Below are 26589 nucleotides of genomic sequence, written 5' to 3'. Positions count from 1 at the left end.
GTCAGTTTCAAATTCAAAGTATATCTAAAACTCTGCTGTCGATTATGGTAATAACTAAATGAGCATATTTAAGTCCTATTTTTTAAAAAGAATATTTTTAGAATATAACATATATTAATCATTGATATTACTGGATTTGTACTTGGATATATATTAAATGAAAATTTACTATATACAAATAATTCTGTTTAATAGTAGACGAACCGGAATATTTTATATAAAATGTAGAATATTAGAAAGATTTAAATAGAAAAATAAATAGGTTCATTTCTGTAAATTTATTCTATTTTTAGTAAATGTTTATGTTCTATTTGGTTAGTACGAAATGAAAAAGCAACTTTGAAAGGAGTAAAGGTGTGACTCAAGCTCCCGTGTTAGATGTGAAAGAGTTAAGAACTTCGTTTATTTCATCTGATGGTGAAATCCCGGCGGTCGATAATATTAGTTTTTCAGTTAATAAAGGAGAGATTCTTGGGATCGTTGGAGAATCAGGTTGTGGGAAAAGTGTGACCTCTTTATCGATTATGAAGCTTGTTCCTCAACCACCAGGAAAAATTGTCGGTGGAGAAATTCTATTAAATGGGGAGGATATCGTCCCCGCTTCAGAAAAGAGAATGCGTCAAATTAGAGGAAACGATATTGCGATGATTTTTCAAGAGCCGATGACGTCCTTAAATCCATTATTCACGATTGGAAATCAGTTAGTCGAAGGGATTATTTTACATAAAAAAGTGAGTAAGAAGGAAGCACTCAAAATTGGAGTAGACATGCTCAAACTTGTTGGGCTACCGAGGGCAGAGCAAATTATGAAAGAATTTCCGCACCAGCTTTCAGGCGGAATGAGACAAAGAGTCATGATTGCGATGGCTCTATCCTGTGACCCAAAGCTTCTTATCGCTGATGAACCTACTACTGCCTTAGATGTAACGATTCAAGCGCAAATTCTCTCTCTAATGAAAGATTTAAATAAAAAATTGGATACGGCGATTATTATGATTACTCATGATTTAGGTGTGGTCGCAGAGGTTTGCCAAAGAGTTATTGTCATGTATGCAGGTAAAGTAGTAGAGGAAGCAAACGTACGGGAAATTTTCAAAAATCCAAAGCATCCCTATACCGTTGGCCTGCTGCAATCTGTTCCAGATGTACGGGAGAAGAAAGATAGACTCTATTCAATTCCCGGAAATGTGCCAAAACCTGGAACCGTTACGAAAGGGTGCCGCTTTGCAGCAAGATGTGAGAAGGCACATGACCGTTGCTTTGCAGAGGATCCAGAACTATATAAACAGGATGACGGCCATTATGTTCGGTGCTTCCTGCATGTTTCGGGAGGTGAACATTAATGGCAGAAGTGTTGTTAAAGGTAGACAACCTGAAAAAGTATTTTCCGATTACCGGAGGAATTCTTGGGAAAAAGATTGGAGATGTAAAAGCGGTTGATGATGTTAGCTTTTACGTAAATAAAGGTGAAACACTTGGACTTGTAGGAGAATCAGGATGTGGGAAGTCGACTACTGGTCGAGTCCTTATGCGGTTATTAGAACCGACAGCGGGAAATGTGGAATTTGACGGAAGAGATTTGACAAAGCTGAAATCAGAAGAAATGAGACAAATGAGAAAAGAAATACAGATGGTGTTTCAGGACCCATTTGCTTCATTAAACCCTCGTCATACGGTCGAGAAGATCTTAGAGGAGCCACTTATTGTCCATGGGGTAAAAGATAAGGATGAACGTAAAAGAAGAGTAAAGGAAATGCTTGAGGTCGTGGGTCTAAACAGCTACCATGCAAAGCGATATCCACACCAATTTAGTGGTGGTCAAAGACAGCGTATCGGCATTGCTCGTGCTCTTATGACGAGGCCAAAATTAATTATTGCAGATGAGCCAGTATCAGCCTTGGACGTTTCGATCCAATCACAAGTTCTAAATCTGATGGAGGATTTGCAAAAAGAATTTCAATTAACCTACATTTTTATTGCGCATGACCTCGGTGTTGTCAAGCATATAAGTGATAGAGTGGGAGTCATGTATTTAGGAAGATTAGTAGAGATTACTGAATCAGAAAAACTCTATGAAAAACCTCTGCATCCTTATACAAAAGCGTTATTAGCCTCTATTCCAATACCGGATCCAGATTTAAAGCATGAAAGGGAGGTATTAAAGGGGGACTTGCCGAGTCCGTCTGACCCACCACTAGGCTGCGCATTCCATACTAGATGTGGTGAATGTATGGAGATTTGCAAGGCGACAAGGCCTGAGTTGGTTGAGATTGAACCTGGTCATTATGCTGCTTGTCATTTGTACAACAAATGATGAGAGCATTCAATGATATAGAAAAAAGAGAGACATTCTCAAAAAAATTAAAGGGGGAAAAGAATGAAAAAGCGTAAAAGTATTTGGGCTTTAGTATTGATGTTGTTAATTTCGTTGGCTTTAGTGGGTTGTAATAGTAATTCAGCAGGAAACGAAGAAGAAGAGCCAGATGATTCAGGCACTGATAATCCAACAGAAGAGGCAACATCTGGTGGACAGCTTGTATTTGGTCGTGGTGGAGACTCTACTTCCCTTGATCCAGCTGCAACAACAGAAGGTGAAGCATTCAAGGTTACGGTGAACCTCTATGAAACGCTAATTAACTTTGGAGAACAAGATACAGAAATCGAACCAGGTCTTGCTACAGAATGGGACACAAGTGAAGATGGCTTAACATATACACTTAAGCTTCGTGAAGGCGTCAAGTTCCATGATGGAACAGATTTCAATGCTGATGCAGTTGTGTTCAACTTCGAGCGTTGGATGGGCGGAGACAAAGAGCAATACTATTACTACAATTCTCAATTCGGTGACAAAATTGATTCCGTAACAGCAGTTGATGAGTATACGGTTGAATTTAAGTTAAATACGCCAATCGCACCATTCTACAAAAACTTAGCGATGTCACCATTTGGTATTGCGAGTCCGGCAGCGATCGAGGAGTATGGAGAGAATTTCTTTAAAAATCCAGTAGGTACTGGTCCATTCAAATTTAAAGAGTGGAGAGAAAATGATCGTATTTCGATTGTGAAAAATGAAGATTACTGGCAAGAAGGACTACCTAAGTTAGATGAAGTTATTTTCCGTGCTATTCCTGATAACTCTGCACGTCTAAATGCATTAATAGCAGGAGAAGTTGATTTAATTGATGGTGTTAACTTTAGTGATAAAGGGACAATTGAAGGAAATCCAGATCTTCAAGTATTTGAACGTCCGTCTTTAAACATTGGATACTTAGGATTAACAGCTACACGTGAACCATTAGACAACAAGCTTGTCCGTCAAGCACTTAACTATGCGGTTAATAAGCAAGAGATTATTAATGCATTCTATGCTGGTGCTGCGGAGCCTGCAACTAATCCAATGCCTCCAGTAGTTGCTGGTTACAATCCTGACGTCGCGGATTATGAGTACGATCCAGAGAAAGCGAAGGAATTACTTGCTGAAGCTGGATACCCTGATGGTTTTGAAATGGAACTTTGGGCAATGCCTGTTCCAAGACCATATATGCCTGAAGGTGAAAAGGTAGCACAAGCACTACAAAGTATGTTTGAAGCAGTTGGAGTAAAGGCGAAAATTGTTACTTACGAATGGGGTACTTACCTAGAAAAAGCGATGAATGGTGAAGCTGATACATTCTTATTAGGTTGGACTGGGGATAACGGAGATGCCGACAACTTCCTATACGTATTATTAGACGAAGATTCAATCGGTTCTAACAACTATTCTTACTATAAGAATGATGAAGTACATGACCTTTTATTAAAGGCACAAGCTAGCTCTGACCAAGCTGAGCGTGAAGAGCTATACAAACAAGCTCAAGTAATCATAAAGGATGATGCACCTTGGATTCCTTTAGTCCACTCTACACCGTTACTTGCAGGTGGTACGAATGTTTCTAACTTCTTAGCTCATCCAACAGGTTCCGATTTATTATCATCTGTTGAAATCAATAACTAAGGTGGAGGAAAAGGGAGCTCGAAATGGTGTCTCCCTTTTCTTTATCCTGCTCTTATAGAAGCCTGTTTCTCTCTTTGTATAAATAGTCTTCTATAAGAGCTACATTTTTCTTGCAAGAGAGGTGCAATCATGTTTTCTTATACGATTAAACGACTCTTATCACTTATTCCAGTTTTACTCGGTCTTGCCTTGATCGTCTTTTTCATGATTCGAGCCATTCCGGGAAATCCAGCCCAAATTATATTAGGACAGTTAGCAACAGAGGAAGCAGTTGCACAACTGACGAAAGAACTAGGACTCGATCAGCCATGGTATACCCAGTTCTTTCTTTACTTAGGTGGACTAGTAACGGGTGATTTAGGTGAGTCTTTACGAACAAAATCGCCTATCAATGAAGAAATTTGGCCATTTTTAGCAGCAACTGCAGAGTTAGCTTTCTGTGCCATGCTCATTGCGATCGTCATCGGAGTAAATGCAGGAATTATTAGTGCGTGGTTCCAAAATTCTTGGTTCGATTATATCGCTATGGTTCTTGCCTTAATTGGAGTATCAATGCCGATTTTCTGGTTAGGTTTAATGGAGCAATGGATTTTTGCGATTAATTTAGATTGGCTCCCAACTTCAGGGAGAGAAAATGTACGAGCCCCAGTAGAGGCGATCACGAATTTTTATATTATTGATACGCTGATTCAAGGTAGAATGGACCAATTGTGGGTGGTGATCAAGCACTTAATTTTACCAAGTGTGGCCCTTGCGACTATACCGATGGCAATTATTGCTCGTATTACCCGCTCAACGATGATTGAAGTGATGAAATCAGACTTTATTCGTACAGCAAGAGCAAAAGGCTTACGCATGTTTTGGGTGGTGTACAAGCACTCCTTGAAAAATGCGATCATTCCTGTATTGACGATTATTGGTTTACAAACAGGACTTCTTTTAGGAGGAGCGATTTTAACAGAAACGATATTTAGCTGGCCTGGGATTGGACGCTATATTTATGACGCTATCAACTATCGAGATTATCCAGTGATTCAATCAGGAATTTTGATAATTGCAGTCATCTTTGTCCTGATTAATTTAATCGTTGACTTACTATATGCTGCGATTGATCCAAGGATTAAATACAATTAGTGAGGGGGAGAGAAATTGGAACTTTCAACGAATAAACAACAACTTCATGGGCCAATCGAGCCGATTGAGGAAAAAGCAGTCTCCCCTTGGCTAGAAGCATGGAGGAGTTTTCGAAAAAATAGACTCGCTGTAGTAGGAACACTGATCGTCCTGTTTTTCATTTTAATAGCCATTTTTGCTCCACTTATTGCACCTGAAGGAATTAACGAACAAAAGTATGATAAAACTTTGTTAGCTCCATCCAGTGAACATTGGTTTGGAACAGATGATTTTGGACGGGATATATTTTCAAGGGTTGTTTATGGGGCACGAATATCTCTATGGGTTGGCTTTATCTCCGTTGCAGGTTCCATCATTGTTGGTTGCCTATTAGGGATTCTCGCTGGCTATTATGGGAAATGGGTTGATACGATTATTTCACGTTTCTTTGATATTTTATTAGCATTCCCTAGTATTTTACTAGCAATTGCGATTGTAGCAGTATTGGGACCTTCCTTAAGGAATGCGCTCATTGCGATTGCAATTATCAATATTCCTAACTTTGGTCGTCTTATCCGCTCCCGTGTTTTAAGTGTCAAACAGGAGGAGTACATATTAGCCGCTCGGGGGGTGGGGATGAAAAATAGTCGGATTCTATTCCATCATGTTTTGCCAAATAGCATTGCCCCAATCATTGTTCAAGGAACATTGGCAATCGCTACAGCTATTATTGAAGCAGCCGCCCTCGGATTTTTAGGACTAGGGGCAGAAGCACCAAATCCTGAATGGGGAAAAATGCTAGCAGATGCAAGAACTCTCTTGACCCAAGCGCCATGGACGATGTTCTTCCCTGGTTTAGCAATTATGCTTGCTGTCCTCGGATTTAACCTAATGGGGGATGGACTAAGGGATGCGCTTGATCCACGAATGAAAAATTAAGGCTCTTTTCGCAACTATTGTTGTTTCTTCGATAATAATGGGAAAAATGAATAAGTATACTTTCTCTAAAAAAGCAAAAAGTGTGGAGAAAAGTGCCGTGCAATAATAATGTGTGACTCAAAATCAGATGGGAGGTGTAAATGTCGGATTCTGGACATTTACAAATAAACAACATTCATTACGTAGAACAGAGTAAATTAAAAACTACTAAAAAAAGCAGCTGATGGTCAGCTGCTTTTACTCTTGGATGGATTCCTCCATATTAACCTCATTTTCCTTCGTATGATACGATTTAAAACTTGTGACTAGAACGTCTAAGTGATTCAAATGCTCATCGTACTCGATAATAAATGAAATTAACTGCATGATATGAAAGAAGGTCACTTCATTTTCGTAATCTATTTCTTTTTGTTTGGCGATAAAGAGACTAAATAATTCTTGTCGATTGAGACAAAGTTTATCATCCTCGACCGTTCGCTCCCGTTTTACTTTTCCAATGAACTTTAACATGATTTGCTCATGCCGTTCAATTAAGAAATCGAGCTGATGTTGGATTTCTAGGTGAAAATCATCTGGTAAATGAATGACATCATTTTCAAAGCGATGAAGTCTTTTTAGGATTTCTATCGCTTTTTTTGTCGTGGAAATCATCTGGCGATAAATGACGAGTTTTCTTGCTTTTGTAGCTGTATTTTTTTTGAAATAACTTCTTTCTTCTTTGTACATCAAGTAAAGCTGATTGACCTTTACGAGATCATCCTTTATTTTTTCAATATCCTTTTTTAAAAAGGAGTGTTCTGAAGCATGTCTTGTATTCATACGAATCCATTTCGTAGCCTCTTCCGTCATATTGGCAATACGATAGTAGAGCTTTTTTTCATATTTAGGAGGTAAGAAAACAAGGTTCACAATAAAGGCAGACAAGATTCCGAGTAATATGGTTAAAAAGCGAATGACAGCAAACTCGATAAACTCGTCTCCAGGACTTTCCATAATCGCAATTAATGTTACGAGAGATAAGCTGATTGTATTAGAAATGTTTAATTTCAAATTAATCGTGATCACGATGATGGCAGCAAGCCCGATCACAGCAACATTATTACCTAGCGTTAGAACAAACAGTACGGCAACAATTGCCCCGATGACATTCCCCTGAATTTGCTCAATGATGGATAAATATGAGCGATAGATTGTTGGCTGCACAGCAAATATGGCTGCGATACCAGCAAAAATAGGGGAAGGCAACTGGAATACCTCTGCAAGTAAGAGGGCCAGAACGATTGCAATTCCGGTCTTTAAAATGCGGGCACCAAGCTTCATAAGTAAATATATCCTTTCTTTGCAACAAAAATAACACTTCTCATTATATGAGATGTGTATACATACTTTAAACCATTTTATTTTATTTCACAATAGACAAAAATTCATATTGTGTGACGGGAGTATGAAATTAAGTGGGGCAGAGGGCGAGAGGAAAGTTAACAGTGGTGCTAAGGGGCGTAAGAGGACGAACTCGAGAGGGGGAACAGAGAAAATAGTCCTCATAAAGGGGCATATGAGGACAACCACGTGAGGGAGAACAGGGAAAAGCGTCCTCGTACAAAATCCTCTGCACCGAAAAATCCCAAACCTCAGTCCAACAAAAAAACGCCCGCTCATAAAAGCGGGCGCCAAACTAATTCTTAACTACTAAAAACAACTAACTAAAATCACTCAGTAGAAACAGAAGGGTCTGCTTGTTCTTTTACTGGTACGACTTGAACGAAATGCTCTTCAGGGTCTTGAAGGAGAAGGGCTAGTTCGTTTGCTTCTTCCAATTGACCTTCATTCTTAAGCATGTCAACGTATTGGCTAAGAAGCTCATTAACATCAGATACACCTTTTTCCGTTAAAGCTGAAACGGATACTTTTGCACCTTTGGCAATTCTTCTTTGAATCGCATCTTTCGTTAGACCGACCTCTGGTTGATGTCTTAAGTAAACGACACCACCGGTCATACCGGCACATGCCCATGGTCCAGGATCACCTAGTACTAAGCCGCGTCCATTGGTCATGTATTCAAAGGCAAAGCCTTTAATGTTGGCTCTAGAACCGATGTTACCATTTTCTTTTGCTGGAATTGGCTTTTTCACTTGGCCACCGATAATCATGTCAGCACCTGATAAGCGGATACCAGCGCGAGCATCGGCATTCCCTTGGGCAACGAGTAATCCTTGTTGAGCTCCATAACCGAAGCCTTTCCCGACAGAACCGTTATAGTATTGACCATTTTTACCCTTAGATTTAAAGATAACAATTTGGCCACCAAACGATGTTTTACCAGTTCCGTCTTGAGAACCACCAGCTACTTCAATTTTGATCCCTTCGCTGTTGTATGCTCCGAGGCCATTACCAGGAATCGAGCCGTTCTTATATTTCAGTTCAACAGCAGGAAGTGTTTTATAAGAGCCATCGAGACGACCGCGAACACGGTGACAAGAAACACGGCTACCCAATACTCGCTGCTCGGATGTAATGCTGTGATATTCACGAGATTGCTCGAGTTCTCCAACATTTCCATCTAAAAATTCTGCACCAACAGCCATTTGTAGTTGTGCATCTTCGGAAGCGGCAGCTGCTTCTTTTTGATTAAACTGACCAATATCTAGTGTCTTAAGTAAGTAGGTTAAGTCTAATTGTTCATTGCCTTTTGCTTGCTCCAAAAGGTCAGAACGTCCGACGATATCCTGTAAATTTTTAAATCCTAGAGAAGCAGTTAATTCTTTCAGCTCATTTCCGAATGCTGTGAAGAGATTCATTATTCCTTGAACAGCAAGGTCGAATTGTCTTGGAACAAAACGTCTTAAACCGTGATCCTTCGCTTGTGCTTCAGATTCGATTTGAGTCGCAATACCAACATGACAAGTATCTAAATGACAGCCACGGCAAGTTGTACAGCCGATTGCAATCATCGATAATGTACCAAATCCAACGCGGTTAGCACCGAGTAGCATGACCTTAATCACATCTTTTGCACTCTTAATACCACCATCTGCCCAAATTTCTACATTGTCACGGATACCCGCTTCTAATAAAGCATTATGAGCCGCTTTAACCCCGATTTCGACTGGAAGACCAACGTATTGTAAAGCGTGGATTCTCGCTGCACCAGTACCACCATCAAAACCACTTAGAGTGATAATGTCAGCACCAGCTTTCGCAATCCCAACAGCAATCGTCCCGATATTCGGTACAACTGGAACCTTAACGGCAACCTTTGCTTTATCATTGGCTGTTTTAAGCTCATGAATCATTTGAGCTAAATCTTCAATCGAGTAAATGTCATGGTTGTTTGACGGTGAAATTAAGTCTGAACCAACGGTCGCATTTCTCGCTTCAGCAATTTTTTCTGTTACCTTTGAGCCTGGTAAATGTCCACCTTCCCCTGGTTTTGCCCCTTGACCAATCTTGATTTCAAGGAGGTTAGATGAATTCAGAAGTTCAGCATTTACACCAAAGCGTCCAGAAGCGACTTGCTGTCCACGAGTTCGCGGATATTTGCCGAGCATATCCTTGATTTCTCCACCTTCACCGTTTAAACTCACCATATTTAAACGGTCAGCACCTTCTGCATATGCGCGGAAGGCAATTTCGTTTTGTGAACCGAAGGACATGGAAGAAATCACAAACGGTAAGCTATGTTCTCCAACACTAATATCAACATCACTTGCTGAAAACTTAGAAGCGGATTCCTTCAAATTTGTTAAATGACGAATCGTCGTTGGATTTTGCTCTTCTTGTTCAGTAATTTTTTCTTTATAGGCACTGTAGTCACCAGTTGAAGCGACATCGCCAATGGCTTTCCAAATACGAGGGAAGAGGTTGAAGGACTTGCCAACACGCTCTTTTTCGTTTTGGTAATCAACCGCTCTTTCAATGGCATCATTTTTCATTGTTTCAAAATTGAAACTGAGCTCAGGTGAACCAAAGAAGTTGACGATATTGAGCACATTGGCAATTTCTTCGCTTAACCCAATAGCTGAGAATAATCTTCCGTAGCCACGAAGCTCATGAATTCCGATTGTCGAGATGACCTTCTCTAAACCTTTCGTTAACGCAGAGTAAAGATTAACCAATGGTTTAATCGAATCATCAAGAACCGTCATAAACATGTAGTAAGGACTAATTAAGTCAGCTCCCAATCCGAAAGCAACAATAATATCGTGTAAAGAACGGATTGAAGCAGAGCGTACTAGAATCGAACAATTTCTTCTTAACTCTTCTTTTACAAGCGCTTGATCGATAGCAGATGTAACAAGATGCGGATCAAGCCATAATGAATCATTCATATGAGCCTGGCAATCATCCAGGACAATCAGTGTTTTGCCATTTTTCACGGCATTTACTGCCTCAGTTTGAAGGCGGGTTAATGCATCTTGCACCGTTTCTTCTTTTTGTAATGTCGTAGATAAGTAGGCAATTAGATTTTCCTTTTGGAAAAGGTTTGTAACCTGGTCATAGCTAGGCTGATTTAATTCTAATGAGCACTCATAGCCAGCTGCACCTTCAATAAGAAGTGGAGTAAGAAGCTCGACGAGTGTACCTGGTAATTTTTTTTCAAAAAGGGTAGGGCGTCCTCCAATAATCGTTCTTGTTGAAAAATGCTCTGACTCACGGTCACGGTCAATCGCTGGGTTTGTTACAACCGCTACACTTTCTTTGATAAAATCAGCGACGTTTTTACGATTCGGATTAATCGCAGCTAACGGAGAATCATGGCCAAGAGAACGAATCGGCTCGACACCTTTTTCTGCCATTTGTTCAATTAATTGAATATGATCTCTTTCCCAACCGAAAGCCTTATATTGGCCGTTATGAATCTTCGTAGGATAGGTTACGCTCACCGTTTTTTCAAGCTTCGGAACGGATAGACGCTTTCTTGCATCCTCAATAATTGTTCTTGTTGAAAATCTATCATAAACAGTAGCCTGGTATTGATCTTGTTCATATACTTTTAATACATCGCCATCCCACTTCAAGCCCACTTTTTCTCCAGGAGCAAGTGGTTTTGGCTCATTCACATATTCACCTGAAGAGATAATCCCTGGCTCAGATGAGAAAAGGTAAGAGCTTTCTGTTTCAAGCATCCATAAAGGACGTAATCCTAACGCATCGACACTAAAGACAGCCTCATCCCCAAAACGAGAGATAATTCCAGCTGGTCCTTGGGCGAAATGTCCCCAAGCTTCACGCATGTAGCTATATAAATCTTGAAGATGCTTTGGATATGCTTTCATTTCATTAATAATCGGTGGGAACAGTAAATCTAATGCTTCAAATAAAGAATAACCATCACGACAAATAAGCGTTTCAATGGTTCTACTTAAGTCTTGTGAATCACTGCCATCTTTTACAAGAGGGACACCGATCATTTTTGCTTCATCACGAAGCTTTGCAATCGTATTAATTTCACCGTTGTGACCAAGGACGCTAAACGGCTGCACACGATTGAAGCTAGATAGTGTGTTTGTAGAATAGCGATTATGCCCTAATGTCATCGTGGAGGCAACAATTGGGTTCGCTAAGTCATGATAATACTTTGGTAAAATATCACCAGCACCCATTACTTTATATACGGCATGATATTGACTTAATGAAGCAACATGGACATTGTCGTCTTTTTCCATCTCTACTGTTAGTTCAAAAAGCTTCTTTGAAAGCTCTTGACCTGTAACGGAACTTACTAAAGCAACTTGCCAAAAAACAGGATTTTCCTGAATGGCAATGGGTCCTAAAGCAGAAGAATTAATTTCTTCAGTTGATTCAAATAAAATCTCAAATTGAGAGTTTGTAAGTTTTGAAATTAACTCTTTTTTAATAGATTGTGGGTTTTCTTTTCTATTAATAAAAATATGACCGACAACAAATCCAGCTTGGTCAACAACAGCGGTGTCTTGACCTGCTTTTAGTAATTTTTCTTTCCAAAGTGCGCGGGGGATGTCGACATGAATTCCTACTCCATCGCCTTCACCGTTAATGAATCCTGCACGGTGATTCATTGTCACGAGGGCGTCAATACAATTGAATATATTTTCACGTGTAGGAGTATTGGTTTTTTCCATCGAGGCCACAATTCCGCAAGCATCGTGTTCATGACGATAAAATTCATTAAATTGTGAGGGGCTCCATTGTTGATTTTTCATAACTTAGGCTTAAAAAAGGCTTTGCCTTAAAAGCCGTTCACCTCCTAAAAATTCATAAGCGGTCTCCCGAAGTTTCATGATTGGTATGCTATGTATTAAGTAACCAATCGGCGATAAACCATCAGTCAAACCATAGGCTTTAATTTGAGTGGAAAATTGAAGGAAGCATCTCTATCATTCTAGAAAAAAGGATAAAATATGCTTTTTTTGAAAACTATTGGGGAAGAGCTCGAAAGGTGAAACTCTGTCTCTAATTTGTTGTGAGATTATATGACAAAAAATAACCACACTTAAAGTAGCCAAATAGTAATTCCAGTGTATCATAAGAATTTTCAGAAATCAATTATTTATACAGAAACTTGGATATATTTTTAGAAAAAACAGGGAAATTTTTACCATTAAGTCCAATGTTGTAAACGGTTACAATGAATATTCTATAAAAAAAGAGAGCCAATTAAGGCTCTGGGATGTATAAAATATGAATATTTATGCTCGTATTTTTAGGAAATAGTTGCTGCTAATTCCTTGAATGCTTGGTCGACAGCGTGAAGGGTCGCTTCAATGTCTTCTACTGTATGAGCGATCGTGACGAACCATGCTTCGTATTTTGAAGGGGCAAGATTGATCCCTTGCTCAAGCATGAGTTTAAAGAACTTGGCAAACATTTCGCCATCTGTATTCTCAGCCTGCTCATAATTTTCGACTTTCACATCTGTAAAGTAGACAGTTAATGCACCTTTAAGACGGTTAATGGTAATCGGAATTTGATGTTCTTGCGCTGATTTTGTAATTCCTTCTTCTAGCATTGCGCCAAGCTTATCCAAGTAATCATAAACTCCATCTTGCTTTAAAACTTCTAGACAGGCGATACCGGATAATATAGAAGCAGGGTTTCCAGCCATCGTTCCAGCTTGATAGGCTGGTCCAAGAGGGGCGACACTTTCCATAATCTCTTTCTTCCCACCGTATGCACCGATTGGAAGGCCACCGCCAATGATTTTCCCCATAGCTGTTAAGTCAGGTTGAATCCCTAACATATCCTGCGCTCCACCATACATAAAGCGGAAAGCAGTAATGACTTCATCGTAAATGACAATGGCTCCGGCTTCATGAGTAAGGTCATTGACTTGTTGTAAAAATCCTTCCTTCGGTTCAACAATTCCGAAATTCCCAACGATTGGCTCTACGAGAACACCAGCAATTTGGTCACCCCATTTTTGCAATGCTTCTTTAAAAGGTTCGATATCATTGAAAGGAACGGTAATCACTTCTTGCGCAATACTCCTAGGTACGCCAGCAGAATCTGGTGTGCCAAGAGTAGATGGACCAGAACCAGCTGCAACAAGAACAAGATCGGAATGGCCATGATAGCAACCAGCAAACTTAATGATTTTGTCTCTACCTGTATATGCCCGGGCAACACGGATCGTCGTCATAACGGCTTCAGTACCGGAATTGACAAAACGAACCTTTTCTAGATTAGGCATCGCCTCGCGAAGCATTTTTGCAAATTTCACTTCGTGAGGTGTTGGTGTGCCGTATAAAACACCTGTTTCAGCCGCTCTTTTGATGGCTTCTGTTATATGTGGATGGGCGTGTCCTGTGATGATTGGACCATAAGCGGCTAAATAATCGATATATTGATTGCCGTCGACATCCCAGAAATAAGCGCCGCTTGCTCGTTCCATGGCAACAGGCGAACCGCCGCCAACCGCTTTATAAGAACGGGATGGACTATTAACCCCGCCAACTATGTATTCTAACGCTTCTTGATGAAGGCGTTCTGAATTTGTAAACTTCATCATAATCCTCCTAATACTTTAATTACACCTATACCATTTTAGCACTTTTTTTCTTGGTTTGCTGTGAATGGAAAAAAGGATCACCAAGTAGGTAATCCTTTTAAGTTAATAGTTTTTCAATATCCTTTTCGATTTGACTAGGTTCTGTTGTAGGTGCATAGCGCTCCACCACATGCCCATTTTGATCAACAAGAAACTTCGTGAAGTTCCATTTGATATTCTTGGAAAGAACACCTTTTTTCTCTTCTTTTAAAAACTTGAAAAGAGGGTCGGCTTTGTCACCATTTACATCGATTTTTGCAAACATCGGAAAGGTAACTCCGTAGTTCTTTTGGCAAAATTGCAATGTCTCTTCAATATTAGCGAATTCTTGGTTGTTGAATTGATCACAAGGGAAGCCTAAAATTTCTAAACCTTGGTCGTCTAACTTATCATATAGTTCTTGAAGTCCTTTAAACTGAGGTGTAAATCCACATTTGCTAGCTGTATTAACGATGAGTAATACTTTTCCTGAAAAGTCCTTCAAAGATTTTTCCTCACCGGTAGTCATTTTTACCTTGAAATCATGAACTGTTTGCATATTAAACCTCCTGAGATCATCTTTAACCCATTTTAACATTTTTCCTATTATAAAGCTCTTTAGACAAGCTGTTCTATCTGTATTCGATGAGACGTATAAATGGAATAGACTCGAATTATTATATTTGCTTGAGATGAGGGGAATGGATGATCTTTTACTCGTCGATTATTTTAATTGTGATTTGTATCGTTAGCAGTGTGCGACTTCTATTTACTCCGAATAAAATTAAAGGGAGGCGTGTTTCACTCGAAAACTTTTTATTCTTAGGGGCCATTTATGCCACCGTTATGATTAGTTTCGGACTTTTATATATATTATTGGAATTACATGATTTCCCGGTGTTGGATGACAACTATGTTCCAGTAGCGAATCGATTTTTAGAACGTCTGGAAACAGGGCTTTATTTTAGTGCTGTTACGCTATTTTCTGTTGGGTATGGTGATATTGCGCCAATTGGAGTGGGGAGGATCATTGCGGTCATTGAAGCATTGATTGGCTATACGATTCCGGCAGCTTTTGTAGCGAGAACAGTGTTAGATATGGAGAAGTGATTGCTTGTTTTTCTTCTTCCGATTCGTTACCCTAATGATAGTTAATGAAACGGAGGGATAAATATGTCTGTTGAACAAGGTCAGTTGGCACCAGATTTTCAATTGCCAGCAAGTGATGGAAGTACGGTGAAGCTTTCAGATTATCGGGGGAAAAATGTGGTGTTATACTTTTACCCGAAGGATATGACTCCAGGTTGTACAACGGAAGCATGTGATTTCAGAGATCAGCATACAAACTTTGAAGATGTCGATACGGTGATTTTAGGAGTGAGTCCTGACCCGATTGAAAGACATGAGAAGTTTATTGAAAAGCATGGACTTCCTTTTCTTCTTTTGGCAGATGTTGATCATGAGGTGGCCGAGAAATATGGCGTCTGGAAGCTGAAAAAGAATTTTGGGAAAGAATATATGGGGATCGAGCGCTCTACTTTCATTATTGATAAAGAGGGAAAAATTGCTAGAGTGTGGGAAAAGGTCAAGGTTAAAGAGCATGTAGAAGAAACTTTACAATATTTGAGAGAATATCTATAAATAAGATCTGGATCAGATCAAGGGTTCATAGTATGATTTCAATAAGACATATGTGTCGATCTTGAATCATCTAGTTGAATACTGGTCATGAATCCTATGAAAAGGATGTATTTGATTGACTACCAAAACCTTTTGGAGTCAATTTTTTTTATTTCTTTTAAGAAAATTGCAAAAAAATGAAGTAATTTCTTGTTTAAATACGTCTAATACTTATGAAAATAGAAAAATGCCGTGTTGCCCGATAAAAAACAAGCCAAAGAAGGTGATAGAATTTGAGAGAAAAAGAGATTTATATTCTTCTAACAGATACAGGCACCTGGTTTTCCAAAATGATTAAAATGTACACTAGATTTCCATATAACCATGTTTCCATTGCTTTAGATGAGGGTTTGGAGGATATTTATAGCTTCGGGCGAAAGGTATACATGAATCCTTTCTCAGGTGGTTTTGTGAAAGAACGTATGGACCAAGGAGTCTTTTTTCACAAGAAGGAAACAAAATGTGTATTGTATAAATTAACGGTAAATGAAGAACAATTTAATCAAATTATCCAGGTTATTTATCAGTTTGAACGTTTTTCTGCAAATTATAGATATAACTTAATGGGAATTTTTGCAATTGCCCTTAACATGGAACTTAGACGAGACAATGCCTTTACATGTTCGCAGTTTGTGGCTACTGTTCTGAGGATGAGTGGTTTGAAACTTTGGAAGAAATGTCCAGAGCTCATCCGACCAGATGATTTTGTCCTTATTCCTACATTGGAACTTGTATATGAAGGAAAGCTTCATGAGTACCAACATTATTATCAAATGACGACCATTCCAGTTCGAAATGTTATCGGAGTTTAATGAACTTATTTCTTATATTATATTTTGATGAGCTGCTTATTATTGAGGCAGCTTTTTTGATCTGTTTTTTTTAGAAAGCCTGTGCTGGTGTCCACGCAACTATACAAGTGTTGAATATGATTGTATTAGGGCATACCTCCTCAGACAAATGTTTATTTTTCGCAGGTCACATTGTTGGCCTGCTTTTTTTGGAATAAATCAACCATTAACGTGATAAAAAAGTTTATAATAGAAGGAAATAAGGAGGGTGTTATTGTGAAGGTTGTTTCATCGATTTTACCTGCTGAGTCTATTCAAGAAATGATTCGTTCTAAATTTCCGGCTAATCAATTTGAATTTTTCAAAGGGATGAAGAATGCATTCGAAAGTTTTCAGGAGGCTGAAATTTTTATCACCTATGGCGAAGATTTAACCGAAGAACGTATTGAGAATGCCCGAAACTTAAAATGGATTATGGTGATGTCCGCAGGTCTTGATAAAATGCCACTTTCAACTTGCCGTAAAAAGGGTATTATCGTAACGAATGCCCGTGGAGTACATAAGATTCCGATGGCTGAGTATACAATTGGGACCATGTTGCAATATGTTAAACAAGCGCGATTGTTATGGGAAAATGAAGAAGAGGAACGATGGGATCGTCGTGTGTCTATGGAAGAGCTCTGTGATAAAACGATTCTTATTTTAGGTGTAGGGGCGATTGGAGGAGAAATTGCCCGTCTTGCTAAAGCATTTAGAATGAATACAATCGGTGTAAATCGAACGGGGAATCCGGTTGAATTCGTAGATGAATTGTGTAAATTAGATGACATTTCAACAGTAGTGGGGAAAGCGGACTTTGTCGTTTCTGTATTGCCAAGTACACCGGAAACCACTCATTTGCTAACCTATGAGCACTTTAAGTCGATGAAGGATACGTCTGTCTTTATCAATATTGGTCGAGGCGACTTGGTAGAAGAAGACGTTCTCTTTGAGGTCATAAAGAACAAAGAGATTGCTCATTTATTTTTAGATGTGTTTGCAACTGAGCCATTGCCAGAGGGACATTCATTTTGGAAAGAGGAAAGAGTAACCGTCACCCCACATTTATCGAGTCTGACAAAAAAATACTTGCCAAGATCATTTGAAATATTTGAGAAAAATCTACATACATATCATAATAAAGGTGACAAAATGATAAATCAGATTGATTTAACCCGTGGGTATTAGCAGATATATTGACAAACGGGGATTGATACGGGTACACTAATTATAAATATTATAAAATAAGAATTTATACTAGAAAAGAGGTGCATGGCGGTGTCACATAGTGAATTAAAAGAAGCACTTGATACCTTAAAAGGAACTGGGGTTAGAATAACTCCACAACGTCATGCGATACTTGAGTATTTAATAAACTCAATGTCACATCCTACTGCCGATGATATTTATAAAGCATTGGAAGGTAAGTTTCCCAATATGAGTGTGGCAACGGTTTACAACAATCTAAGAGTATTTCGTGAGGTTGGTCTTGTAAAAGAATTAACCTATGGGGATGCATCTAGCCGCTTTGATTTTATTACAACACATCATTATCATGTTATTTGTGAATCTTGTGGAAAAATCGTCGACTTTCATTACCCAGGTTTGGATGAAGTCGAACATCTTGCTTCACACGTAACTGGCTTCAAGGTAAGCCATCATCGGATGGAAATCTATGGTTCCTGTCCAGATTGTTTAGCTAAAGAAGCTCATTAACTGATAGTTCATACTATCAGTTATTTTTTTGCAAAAAAATAACCCGGCGTGGTTGCCGAGTTGGGTCTAGTATGTAAGCAATATGTAAGCATTAAGAATCTGCTTTTTTACTATTATATTTTTCGTCAAACTCTATGCCTTCTAATTTTGGATCAAGGGTAAGCGGTTCGTTACAGTGCATACATATATCGACTCGACCTAATATCTTCGTCGGCTTTTCACAATTTGGACATTTAACTTGAACTGACTTCGTCGAAAGCATGCCAATCCAAAAATAAACGACAGTACTTGCAATAATAGATAGTAAACCTAAAAACATGAAAATAGACACTAAGATTACGGACTCTCTAAAAAATATTCCGAGATACATGATAAAAAATCCGACAAAAATTAAGCTTAATGCAAATGTACGGATTTTATTTATTTTACTTGAATATTTAGCCATAATTGTACCCTCCTAAGTCATTACTATATCACAGAATGGCAGATGAATTAAATGGTTAGAAAAAGGTTCTGTCGAAGTTTGTCTAGAAAATAAGCAGGAGATCGTTTAGAATTGTCGAAGATATAGGCTAACAAAATAATGGGGGAATGATGATGGAAGACATTCTTCGTCCGATTTATCAAGAGAGGGCAAGTCACCCAAATACACTTGGTGTACTAACGATAGAAAAGATCCAATACTCAATACCAACGACTGATACATTTGATACAGTCCTTTTGATGATCGTAAAAGAAGCAGAGCAACCTATCTTCGTGAAGCATTATTCATATGAAGATAAAAAAGCAGCGCTCTACATGGTGACGGAAAAGAAGTTAAATGAATGGCTCTTACTAGGATCGAATAAGAAAATATTCGATTGGCTTTATAATGGGAAAATCCTTTTCGATCGCAATGAATATGTCGCAAAATTAAAAGAAGAGATGAAGGAATTCCCGTTTTACGGTCGTAAAGTCAAAATGGGATTAGAGTTTGCTAAGCTCATTCGTAGATATATGGATGGGAAAGCGTTCTTTGAAAACCATCACTATTTGGATGCGTATAATCATGTCATTCATTCATTGCACCATTTAGCAAGATTGTCTGTCATTGAAAATGGGTTCCATCCAGAAGTAACGGTTTGGAATCAGGTAAAACAGATGGAGCCTGAGATTTATAAGCTTTATGTGGAATTAGTGAATAGTGATGAAACGATGGAAAAACGTTTGGAGCTTCTTTTTCTGGCAAGCGAGTTTTTAATTCATTCACGAACAAAAGTAGGCATTGCCCATTTATTAGAAGTAATGGAGAAACGTGATTTCTGGACCTTTAATGATATGCTCACTCATGAAGAACTGGAGGAGTATTCGGTAGATCTTACTATCTTACTCGAGTATTTGATTGATCGAGGGTATATTGATGTAAAGAATGTGGAAACAAAAGGACAGGGTGTTTTTCACCGTTGCTATTTCGTTGCGAAAAAATTATCGTAAAAAAATATCAAAAAGGGTTGCATTCTTTTAAAATACTTGGTATATTAATATCCGTCGCTGCGAAACACATTGAAAAATGTTTTTGCTTTGACGGATTTGCTTTTTAAAAAAGGTGTTGACATGAACAACACTGCATGTTATATTAAGAAAGTCGCTTCTGAAGCGATAGTGAATTTTTCTTACTAGCGAAAAACGTGATTAACGAAAGATATTTTCGTTTTTGCGAAAAAAGAGGAATGATATTTTCACTAGCGTGAAATAGAGGAATGGAATTTTCCTATAGGGAAAATCCACTGCACTTTGAAAACTAAACAAATCATACGTCAACGTTTATTTAAAGTTTTAAATTACAAGAGCTAATCTTACTCTTTTTTGGAGAGTTTGATCCTGGCTCAGGACGAACGCTGGCGGCGTGCCTAATACATGCAAGTCGAGCGCTTGCACAAGAAAGCTTGCTTTCTTGTTGCTTGAGCGGCGGACGGGTGAGTAACACGTGGGCAACCTGCCTATAAGACTGGGATAACTTCGGGAAACCGGAGCTAATACCGGATAATGCTTTTGAACTCATGTTCTTAAGTTGAAAGATGGCCTCTCGCTATCACTTATAGATGGGCCCGCGGCGCATTAGCTAGTTGGTGAGGTAACGGCTCACCAAGGCCACGATGCGTAGCCGACCTGAGAGGGTGATCGGCCACACTGGGACTGAGACACGGCCCAGACTCCTACGGGAGGCAGCAGTAGGGAATCTTCCGCAATGGACGAAAGTCTGACGGAGCAACGCCGCGTGAGTGATGAAGGTTTTCGGATCGTAAAACTCTGTTGTTAGGGAAGAACAAGTGCCGGAGTAACTGCCGGTACCTTGACGGTACCTAACCAGAAAGCCACGGCTAACTACGTGCCAGCAGCCGCGGTAATACGTAGGTGGCAAGCGTTGTCCGGAATTATTGGGCGTAAAGCGCGCGCAGGCGGTTCCTTAAGTCTGATGTGAAAGCCCCCGGCTCAACCGGGGAGGGTCATTGGAAACTGGGGAACTTGAGTGCAGAAGAGAAGAGCGGAATTCCACGTGTAGCGGTGAAATGCGTAGAGATGTGGAGGAACACCAGTGGCGAAGGCGGCTCTTTGGTCTGTAACTGACGCTGAGGCGCGAAAGCGTGGGGAGCAAACAGGATTAGATACCCTGGTAGTCCACGCCGTAAACGATGAGTGCTAAGTGTTAGAGGGTTTCCGCCCTTTAGTGCTGCAGCAAACGCATTAAGCACTCCGCCTGGGGAGTACGGCCGCAAGGCTGAAACTCAAAGGAATTGACGGGGGCCCGCACAAGCGGTGGAGCATGTGGTTTAATTCGAAGCAACGCGAAGAACCTTACCAGGTCTTGACATCCTTATGCCATCCCTAGAGATAGGGCTTTCCCTTCGGGGACATAAGTGACAGGTGGTGCATGGTTGTCGTCAGCTCGTGTCGTGAGATGTTGGGTTAAGTCCCGCAACGAGCGCAACCCTTGATCTTAGTTGCCAGCATTGAGTTGGGCACTCTAAGGTGACTGCCGGTGACAAACCGGAGGAAGGTGGGGATGACGTCAAATCATCATGCCCCTTATGACCTGGGCTACACACGTGCTACAATGGATGGTACAAAGGGCAGCGAAGCCGCGAGGTGGAGCGAATCCCATAAAACCATTCTCAGTTCGGATTGTAGGCTGCAACTCGCCTACATGAAGCCGGAATCGCTAGTAATCGCGGATCAGCATGCCGCGGTGAATACGTTCCCGGGCCTTGTACACACCGCCCGTCACACCACGAGAGTTTGTAACACCCGAAGTCGGTGGGGTAACCTGGTCCTTAATTTAGCCTCTTACTACTATGTAATAGGAAGCTAAATTAAGGACTAGGAGCCAGCCGCCTAAGGTGGGACAGATGATTGGGGTGAAGTCGTAACAAGGTAGCCGTATCGGAAGGTGCGGCTCGGATCACCTCCTTTCTAAGGAATATGGAGACTTAGATGTCTCATAATCGTAATGTTGATGGAAGCTTTTTTGACTCGTCAGAAAAGCCGTATGATTTGTTTAGTTTTGAGAGTGCAATACTCTCATATTAATAATAGGTGAATTAGAAGCGAGCAGATCGAGGAAACGACTGAGTGAGCACTGGAGTGTATTTGATACATGAGGAGCGGAACGAGGAAAGTTGACGAAGAAATGCGAAGCTTATCATTCGCCGTCTTGTACCTTGAAAACTAGATAATGAAGAAGAAGAACCAAGAAATAAACCGAGTAATCGCCATTTTAGTTTTTCTCTCTATATGTTTAGAGAAAAAGTTTTTAAACAAAACCGCGAGGGTTACGAGAAGCAAGCAGATCAAGGAAGCGACTGAACGAGCACCGGAACGTACGTAGTTGGTACGTGAGGAGCGCAGAGAGGGAGCTGACGCAGAGATGCGCCGCTTATCGGAAGCCGCAGCATGGTTAAGTTATGAAGGGCGCACGGTGGATGCCTTGGCACTAGGAGCCGATGAAGGACGGGACTAACACCGATATGCTTCGGGGAGCTGTAAGTAAGCTTTGATCCGGAGATTTCCGAATGGGGAAACCCATCATTCGTAATGGGATGATATCTTTACCTGAATACATAGGGTAATGAAGGCAGACCCGGGGAACTGAAACATCTAAGTACCCGGAGGAAGAGAAAGCAAACGCGATTCCCTGAGTAGCGGCGAGCGAAACGGGATTAGCCCAAACCAAGAGGCTTGCCTCTTGGGGTTGTAGGACACTCTATACGGAGTTACAAAGGAACGAAGTAAACGAACAAGTCTGGAAAGGCTGGTCAAAGAAGGTAACAACCCTGTAGTTGAAACTTCGTTCCCTCTTGAGTGGATCCTGAGTACGGCGGGACACGAGAAATCCCGTCGGAAGCTGGGAGGACCATCTCCCAAGGCTAAATACTCCCTAGTGACCGATAGTGAACCAGTACCGTGAGGGAAAGGTGAAAAGCACCCCGGAAGGGGAGTGAAAGAGATCCTGAAACCGTGTGCCTACAAGTAGTTAGAGCCCTTTAACGGGTGATAGCGTGCCTTTTGTAGAATGAACCGGCGAGTTACGATTGCATGCGAGGTTAAGTTGAGAAGACGGAGCCGTAGCGAAAGCGAGTCTTAAGTAGGGCGCATGAGTATGTAGTCGTAGACCCGAAACCAGGTGATCTACCCATGTCCAGGTTGAAGTTCAGGTAACACTGAATGGAGGACCGAACCCACGCACGTTGAAAAGTGCGGGGATGAGGTGTGGGTAGCGGAGAAATTCCAATCGAACCTGGAGATAGCTGGTTCTCTCCGAAATAGCTTTAGGGCTAGCCTCACGAATAACGAGTCTTGGAGGTAGAGCACTGTTTGGACTAGGGGCCCTCATCGGGTTACCGAATTCAGACAAACTCCGAATGCCAAGTACTTAAGCGTGGGAGTCAGACTGCGAGTGATAAGATCCGTAGTCAAAAGGGAAACAGCCCAGACCACCAGCTAAGGTCCCAAAGTATACGTTAAGTGGAAAAGGATGTGGGGTTGCTTAGACAACCAGGATGTTGGCTTAGAAGCAGCCACCATTTAAAGAGTGCGTAATAGCTCACTGGTCGAGTGACCCCGCGCCGAAAATGTACCGGGGCTAAACGTATCACCGAAGCTGTGGGTGTACACCGTTGGTGTACGCGGTAGGAGAGCGTTCTAAGGGCGTTGAAGCTAGACCGGAAGGACTGGTGGAGCGCTTAGAAGTGAGAATGCCGGTATGAGTAGCGAAAGATGGGTGAGAATCCCATCCACCGAATGCCTAAGGTTTCCTGAGGAAGGCTCGTCCGCTCAGGGTTAGTCGGGACCTAAGCCGAGGCCGAAAGGCGTAGGCGATGGACAACAGGTTGATATTCCTGTACCACCTCGTTTTTGTTTGAGCGATGGGGGGACGCAGGAGGATAGGGTAAGCGCACTGCTGGATATGTGCGTCTAAGCAGTTAGGCTGGTAAACAGGAAAATCCGTTTACCGCAAAGGCTGAGCTGTGATAGCGAGGGAAATAGAGTACCGAAGTTCCTGATTCCACACTGCCAAGAAAAGCCTCTAGTGAGAAAACAGGTGCCCGTACCGCAAACCGACACAGGTAGGCGAGGAGAGAATCCTAAGGTGAGCGAGAGAACTCTCGTTAAGGAACTCGGCAAAATGACCCCGTAACTTCGGGAGAAGGGGTGCTTTTTAGGGTGAATAGCCCTGAAAAGCCGCAGTGAATAGGCCCAGGCGACTGTTTAGCAAAAACACAGGTCTCTGCGAAGCCGCAAGGCGAAGTATAGGGGCTGACGCCTGCCCGGTGCTGGAAGGTTAAGAGGAGGGGTTAGCTTACGCGAAGCTCTGAATTGAAGCCCCAGTAAACGGCGGCCGTAACTATAACGGTCCTAAGGTAGCGAAATTCCTTGTCGGGTAAGTTCCGACCCGCACGAAAGGCGTAACGATCTGGGCACTGTCTCAACGAGAGACTCGGTGAAATTATAGTACCTGTGAAGATGCAGGTTACCCGCGACAGGACGGAAAGACCCCGTGGAGCTTTACTGTAGCCTGATATTGAATTTTGGTACAGCTTGTACAGGATAGGTAGGAGCCTGAGAAGCCGGAGCGCTAGCTTCGGTGGAGGCGTCGGTGGGATACTACTCTGGCTGTATTGACATTCTAACCCGCACCTCTAATCGAGGTGGGAGACAGTGTCAGGTGGGCAGTTTGACTGGGGCGGTCGCCTCCTAAAGAGTAACGGAGGCGCCCAAAGGTTCCCTCAGAATGGTTGGAAATCATTCGTAGAGTGTAAAGGCACAAGGGAGCTTGACTGCGAGACCTACAAGTCGAGCAGGGACGAAAGTCGGGCTTAGTGATCCGGTGGTTCCGCATGGAAGGGCCATCGCTCAACGGATAAAAGCTACCCCGGGGATAACAGGCTTCTCTCCCCCAAGAGTCCACATCGACGGGGAGGTTTGGCACCTCGATGTCGGCTCATCGCATCCTGGGGCTGTAGTCGGTCCCAAGGGTTGGGCTGTTCGCCCATTAAAGCGGTACGCGAGCTGGGTTCAGAACGTCGTGAGACAGTTCGGTCCCTATCCGTCGTGGGCGTAGGAAATTTGAGAGGAGCTGTCCTTAGTACGAGAGGACCGGGATGGACGCACCGCTGGTGTACCAGTTGTTCTGCCAAGAGCATCGCTGGGTAGCTATGTGCGGAAGGGATAAGTGCTGAAAGCATCTAAGCATGAAGCCCCCCTCAAGATGAGATTTCCCATAGCGTAAGCTAGTAAGAACCCTGAAAGATGATCAGGTTGATAGGTCAGAGGTGGAAGCGTGGTGACACGTGGAGCTGACTGATACTAATCGTTCGAGGACTTAACCAAATAGAAAAGTGGAGGCGACTGTTCAACCTCTATAGACGTTGGTGGGCCAGCACTGCAAATCCTGGGTTTGGATTTGTGGAGATGGACCGAAACGGCCGAGAGGTTAGGAGCCGGAGCTGGACAAAGGTTACTCAATTGTTTCTCTTCTTCATTCATTATCTAGTTTTGAGGGAACAAGTATTTTTGTGAAGCAAAGATATTTTTTAATAGTATTTTGTGGTGACAAAACTAAAATTTCTCTTGAAATAATGCTATAAATCAGTATAATAGAATATGTCTTGATAAATAATTAGTCCGGTGACGATAGCGAGAAGGTCACACCCGTTCCCATACCGAACACGGAAGTTAAGCTTCTCAGCGCCGATGGTAGTTAGGGGCTGTCCCCTTGTGAGAGTAGGACGTTGCCGGGCGAACATTTCTATTATATGTTTTATTCCGCGGTAGCTCAGTGGTAGAGCAACGAGCAAAGCATCATGAATATGCTGCGAGTTGTACTCATCGAGCTGCTACTTGAATCTTCTTACTGAGATGAGGACAATCGAAAGTAAATAAGATAGAGGAATGATTTATTGATTTTCCGCGGTAGCTCAGTGGTAGAGCAATCGGCTGTTAACCGATCGGTCGTAGGTTCGAATCCTACCCGCGGAGCCATTAGGAGAGCTGTCCGAGTGGCCGAAGGAGCACGATTGGAAATCGTGTAGGCGGGCAAAACCTGTCTCAAGGGTTCAAATCCCTTGCTCTCCGCCATTATTATATCTGGCCCCTTGGTCAAGCGGTTAAGACACCGCCCTTTCACGGCGGTAACACGGGTTCGAATCCCGTAGGGGTCATTAAAAGTTGTACTTGTTACAGCTACTTTGGAGGATTAGCTCAGCTGGGAGAGCACCTGCCTTACAAGCAGGGGGTCGGCGGTTCGATCCCGTCATCCTCCACCATAATTTTTCACAGATGTAGAAAAATTAAGTATGTTATTATCGCGGGGTGGAGCAACAAGCGTTACTTCATTGAATGAACTGCGAGTTGTACCGATTGAGTCGCTCCTTGAGTTACTTACTGAAATCGGGACAGTCCTTAACTATCTAGAAGCATGAGCTAAACTAGATATATACTATTATCGCGGGGTGGAGCAGTCTGGTAGCTCGTCGGGCTCATAACCCGAAGGTCGCAGGTTCAAATCCTGCCTCCGCAATTGACTTTTTTTATGAAAGTCTAAAAAAGTAAGGAAGATATTTTCTCCTTACGTCGAAAAGACAAAGGAAAGCTATTTTCTCCTTACGTCGAAAAAGACAAAGGAAAGCTATTTTCTCCTTACGTCGAAAAAGCTTTGGTCCGGTAGTTCAGTTGGTTAGAATGCCTGCCTGTCACGCAGGAGGTCGCGGGTTCGAGTCCCGTCCGGACCGCCATTTTATTTTACATATGTTGGCTCAGTAGCTCAGTCGGTAGAG

At 41.6% G+C, this 26589-nt stretch carries 16 protein-coding genes, 6 tRNA genes and 3 rRNA genes; 20 read left to right on the top strand and 5 right to left on the bottom strand.

All coding sequences use genetic code 11. The features are described from left to right. The first annotated feature begins 356 nt into the window (after positions 1-356). The 5 genes from AA0X71_RS19270 to AA0X71_RS19250 all read left to right on the top strand — a co-directional run bounded on the left by AA0X71_RS19270 (position 357) and on the right by AA0X71_RS19250 (position 6046). Complete coding sequence (locus tag AA0X71_RS19270; RefSeq protein ID WP_413356899.1) at positions 357-1343, top strand: ABC transporter ATP-binding protein; 987 nt, start codon at positions 357-359, stop codon at positions 1341-1343. Beyond that, positions 1343-2314 carry an ABC transporter ATP-binding protein gene (locus tag AA0X71_RS19265; protein WP_413356898.1) on the top strand — a complete coding sequence of 324 codons (972 nt, stop codon included), beginning with the start codon at positions 1343-1345 and terminating at the stop codon, positions 2312-2314. Before AA0X71_RS19270 ends, AA0X71_RS19265 begins: the two co-directional genes overlap by 1 nt. 63 nt (positions 2315-2377) lie before the next feature. Then, positions 2378-3994, top strand: coding sequence for an ABC transporter substrate-binding protein (locus AA0X71_RS19260; protein WP_413356897.1), 1617 nt, complete (start codon positions 2378-2380; stop codon positions 3992-3994). Between the two features lie 129 nt (positions 3995-4123). Beyond that, entirely contained in the window at positions 4124-5128 is a 1005-nt protein-coding gene (locus tag AA0X71_RS19255) for an ABC transporter permease (protein ID WP_413356896.1), read from the top strand. 15 nt (positions 5129-5143) lie between these two features. Next, positions 5144-6046, top strand: a complete 903-nt coding sequence (locus tag AA0X71_RS19250; protein ID WP_413356895.1) for an ABC transporter permease — start codon at positions 5144-5146, stop codon at positions 6044-6046. 237 nt (positions 6047-6283) lie between these two features. Here AA0X71_RS19250 and AA0X71_RS19245 read toward each other — a convergent pair whose 3' ends face one another. The 4 genes from AA0X71_RS19245 to AA0X71_RS19230 form a co-directional block, all read right to left on the bottom strand. Continuing rightward, entirely contained in the window at positions 6284-7366 is a 1083-nt protein-coding gene (locus AA0X71_RS19245; RefSeq protein ID WP_413356894.1) for an FUSC family protein, read from the bottom strand. A 389-nt stretch (positions 7367-7755) separates the two neighbouring features. Further along, a complete protein-coding gene (locus tag AA0X71_RS19240) occupies positions 7756-12228 on the bottom strand; it encodes a glutamate synthase-related protein (protein ID WP_413356893.1) in 4473 nt (1490 codons plus the stop codon). 500 nt (positions 12229-12728) lie between these two features. After that, positions 12729-14030 carry a glutamate-1-semialdehyde 2,1-aminomutase gene (locus AA0X71_RS19235; protein WP_413356892.1) on the bottom strand — a complete coding sequence of 434 codons (1302 nt, stop codon included), beginning with the start codon at positions 14028-14030 and terminating at the stop codon, positions 12729-12731. Positions 14031-14130: 100 nt separating this feature from the next. Further along, the gene (locus AA0X71_RS19230; RefSeq protein WP_413356891.1) at positions 14131-14610 is read right to left on the bottom strand and encodes a glutathione peroxidase; all 480 of its coding nucleotides are present in this window, start codon (positions 14608-14610) and stop codon (positions 14131-14133) included. A 146-nt stretch (positions 14611-14756) separates the two neighbouring features. Here AA0X71_RS19230 and AA0X71_RS19225 point away from each other — a divergent pair, with 146 nt between their 5' ends. From AA0X71_RS19225 to perR, 5 genes are all read left to right on the top strand, one after another. After that, entirely contained in the window at positions 14757-15161 is a 405-nt protein-coding gene (locus AA0X71_RS19225) for an ion channel (protein ID WP_413356890.1), read from the top strand. 63 nt (positions 15162-15224) lie between these two features. Then, positions 15225-15692 (top strand): thioredoxin-dependent thiol peroxidase, encoded by a 468-nt coding sequence (gene bcp, locus AA0X71_RS19220; protein ID WP_413356889.1) that lies wholly within the window; start codon positions 15225-15227, stop codon positions 15690-15692. A gap of 272 nt (positions 15693-15964) precedes the next feature. Then, positions 15965-16543 (top strand): hypothetical protein, encoded by a 579-nt coding sequence (locus tag AA0X71_RS19215; RefSeq protein WP_413356888.1) that lies wholly within the window; start codon positions 15965-15967, stop codon positions 16541-16543. A gap of 255 nt (positions 16544-16798) precedes the next feature. Beyond that, on the top strand, positions 16799-17749 hold the full coding sequence (locus tag AA0X71_RS19210) for a D-2-hydroxyacid dehydrogenase (protein ID WP_413356887.1): 951 nt from the start codon (positions 16799-16801) through the stop codon (positions 17747-17749). 90 nt (positions 17750-17839) lie between these two features. Next, on the top strand, positions 17840-18277 hold the full coding sequence (gene perR, locus AA0X71_RS19205) for a peroxide-responsive transcriptional repressor PerR (protein WP_413356886.1): 438 nt from the start codon (positions 17840-17842) through the stop codon (positions 18275-18277). Between the two features lie 91 nt (positions 18278-18368). Here perR and AA0X71_RS19200 read toward each other — a convergent pair whose 3' ends face one another. Next, on the bottom strand, positions 18369-18722 hold the full coding sequence (locus tag AA0X71_RS19200; protein WP_413356885.1) for a YgzB family protein: 354 nt from the start codon (positions 18720-18722) through the stop codon (positions 18369-18371). A 152-nt stretch (positions 18723-18874) separates the two neighbouring features. Here AA0X71_RS19200 and AA0X71_RS19195 point away from each other — a divergent pair, with 152 nt between their 5' ends. From AA0X71_RS19195 to AA0X71_RS19150, 10 genes are all read left to right on the top strand, one after another. Beyond that, positions 18875-19750: a nucleotidyltransferase-like protein gene (locus AA0X71_RS19195; protein WP_413356884.1), complete on the top strand. Its 876-nt coding sequence runs from the start codon at positions 18875-18877 to the stop codon at positions 19748-19750. 369 nt (positions 19751-20119) lie between these two features. Then, positions 20120-21727, top strand: a 16S ribosomal RNA gene (locus AA0X71_RS19190). 482 nt (positions 21728-22209) lie between these two features. After that, positions 22210-25144: ribosomal RNA gene (locus tag AA0X71_RS19185) — 23S ribosomal RNA — on the top strand. A gap of 293 nt (positions 25145-25437) precedes the next feature. After that, positions 25438-25554, top strand: a 5S ribosomal RNA gene (rrf, locus tag AA0X71_RS19180). Together the 16S, 23S and 5S rRNA genes with 6 tRNA genes alongside form the textbook arrangement of a ribosomal RNA operon. Before the next feature lie 166 nt (positions 25555-25720). Continuing rightward, positions 25721-25795, top strand: a tRNA-Asn gene (locus AA0X71_RS19175). Between the two features lie 3 nt (positions 25796-25798). After that, positions 25799-25891, top strand: a tRNA-Ser gene (locus AA0X71_RS19170). 11 nt (positions 25892-25902) lie between these two features. Beyond that, positions 25903-25974, top strand: a tRNA-Glu gene (locus AA0X71_RS19165). Positions 25975-26003: 29 nt separating this feature from the next. Then, positions 26004-26079 (top strand) — tRNA-Val (locus tag AA0X71_RS19160). Between the two features lie 180 nt (positions 26080-26259). After that, positions 26260-26333, top strand: a tRNA-Met gene (locus AA0X71_RS19155). A gap of 137 nt (positions 26334-26470) precedes the next feature. After that, positions 26471-26547 (top strand) — tRNA-Asp (locus AA0X71_RS19150). Positions 26548-26589 lie beyond the last annotated feature (42 nt).

It is taken from the genome of Robertmurraya phoenicis (assembly GCF_047302285.1).
Lineage (GTDB): Bacteria > Bacillota > Bacilli > Bacillales > Cytobacillaceae > Robertmurraya.
This window is presented reverse-complemented; position numbering and strand designations above follow the sequence as displayed.

Excerpts from the sequence above, each read along its gene's own strand:
- AA0X71_RS19245 (WP_413356894.1), bottom strand. The coding sequence starts at position 7,366 with ATGAAGCTTGGTGCCCGCATTTTAAAGACCGGAATTGCAATCGTTCTG.
- AA0X71_RS19225 (WP_413356890.1), top strand. The coding sequence starts at position 14,757 with ATGATCTTTTACTCGTCGATTATTTTAATTGTGATTTGTATCGTTAGC.
- AA0X71_RS19255 (WP_413356896.1), top strand. The coding sequence starts at position 4,124 with ATGTTTTCTTATACGATTAAACGACTCTTATCACTTATTCCAGTTTTA.
- AA0X71_RS19260 (WP_413356897.1), top strand. The coding sequence starts at position 2,378 with ATGAAAAAGCGTAAAAGTATTTGGGCTTTAGTATTGATGTTGTTAATT.
- AA0X71_RS19230 (WP_413356891.1), bottom strand. The coding sequence starts at position 14,610 with ATGCAAACAGTTCATGATTTCAAGGTAAAAATGACTACCGGTGAGGAA.
- AA0X71_RS19235 (WP_413356892.1), bottom strand. The coding sequence starts at position 14,030 with ATGAAGTTTACAAATTCAGAACGCCTTCATCAAGAAGCGTTAGAATAC.
- AA0X71_RS19265 (WP_413356898.1), top strand. The coding sequence starts at position 1,343 with ATGGCAGAAGTGTTGTTAAAGGTAGACAACCTGAAAAAGTATTTTCCG.
- AA0X71_RS19240 (WP_413356893.1), bottom strand. The coding sequence starts at position 12,228 with ATGAAAAATCAACAATGGAGCCCCTCACAATTTAATGAATTTTATCGT.
- AA0X71_RS19200 (WP_413356885.1), bottom strand. The coding sequence starts at position 18,722 with ATGGCTAAATATTCAAGTAAAATAAATAAAATCCGTACATTTGCATTA.
- AA0X71_RS19195 (WP_413356884.1), top strand. The coding sequence starts at position 18,875 with ATGGAAGACATTCTTCGTCCGATTTATCAAGAGAGGGCAAGTCACCCA.
- bcp (WP_413356889.1), top strand. The coding sequence starts at position 15,225 with ATGTCTGTTGAACAAGGTCAGTTGGCACCAGATTTTCAATTGCCAGCA.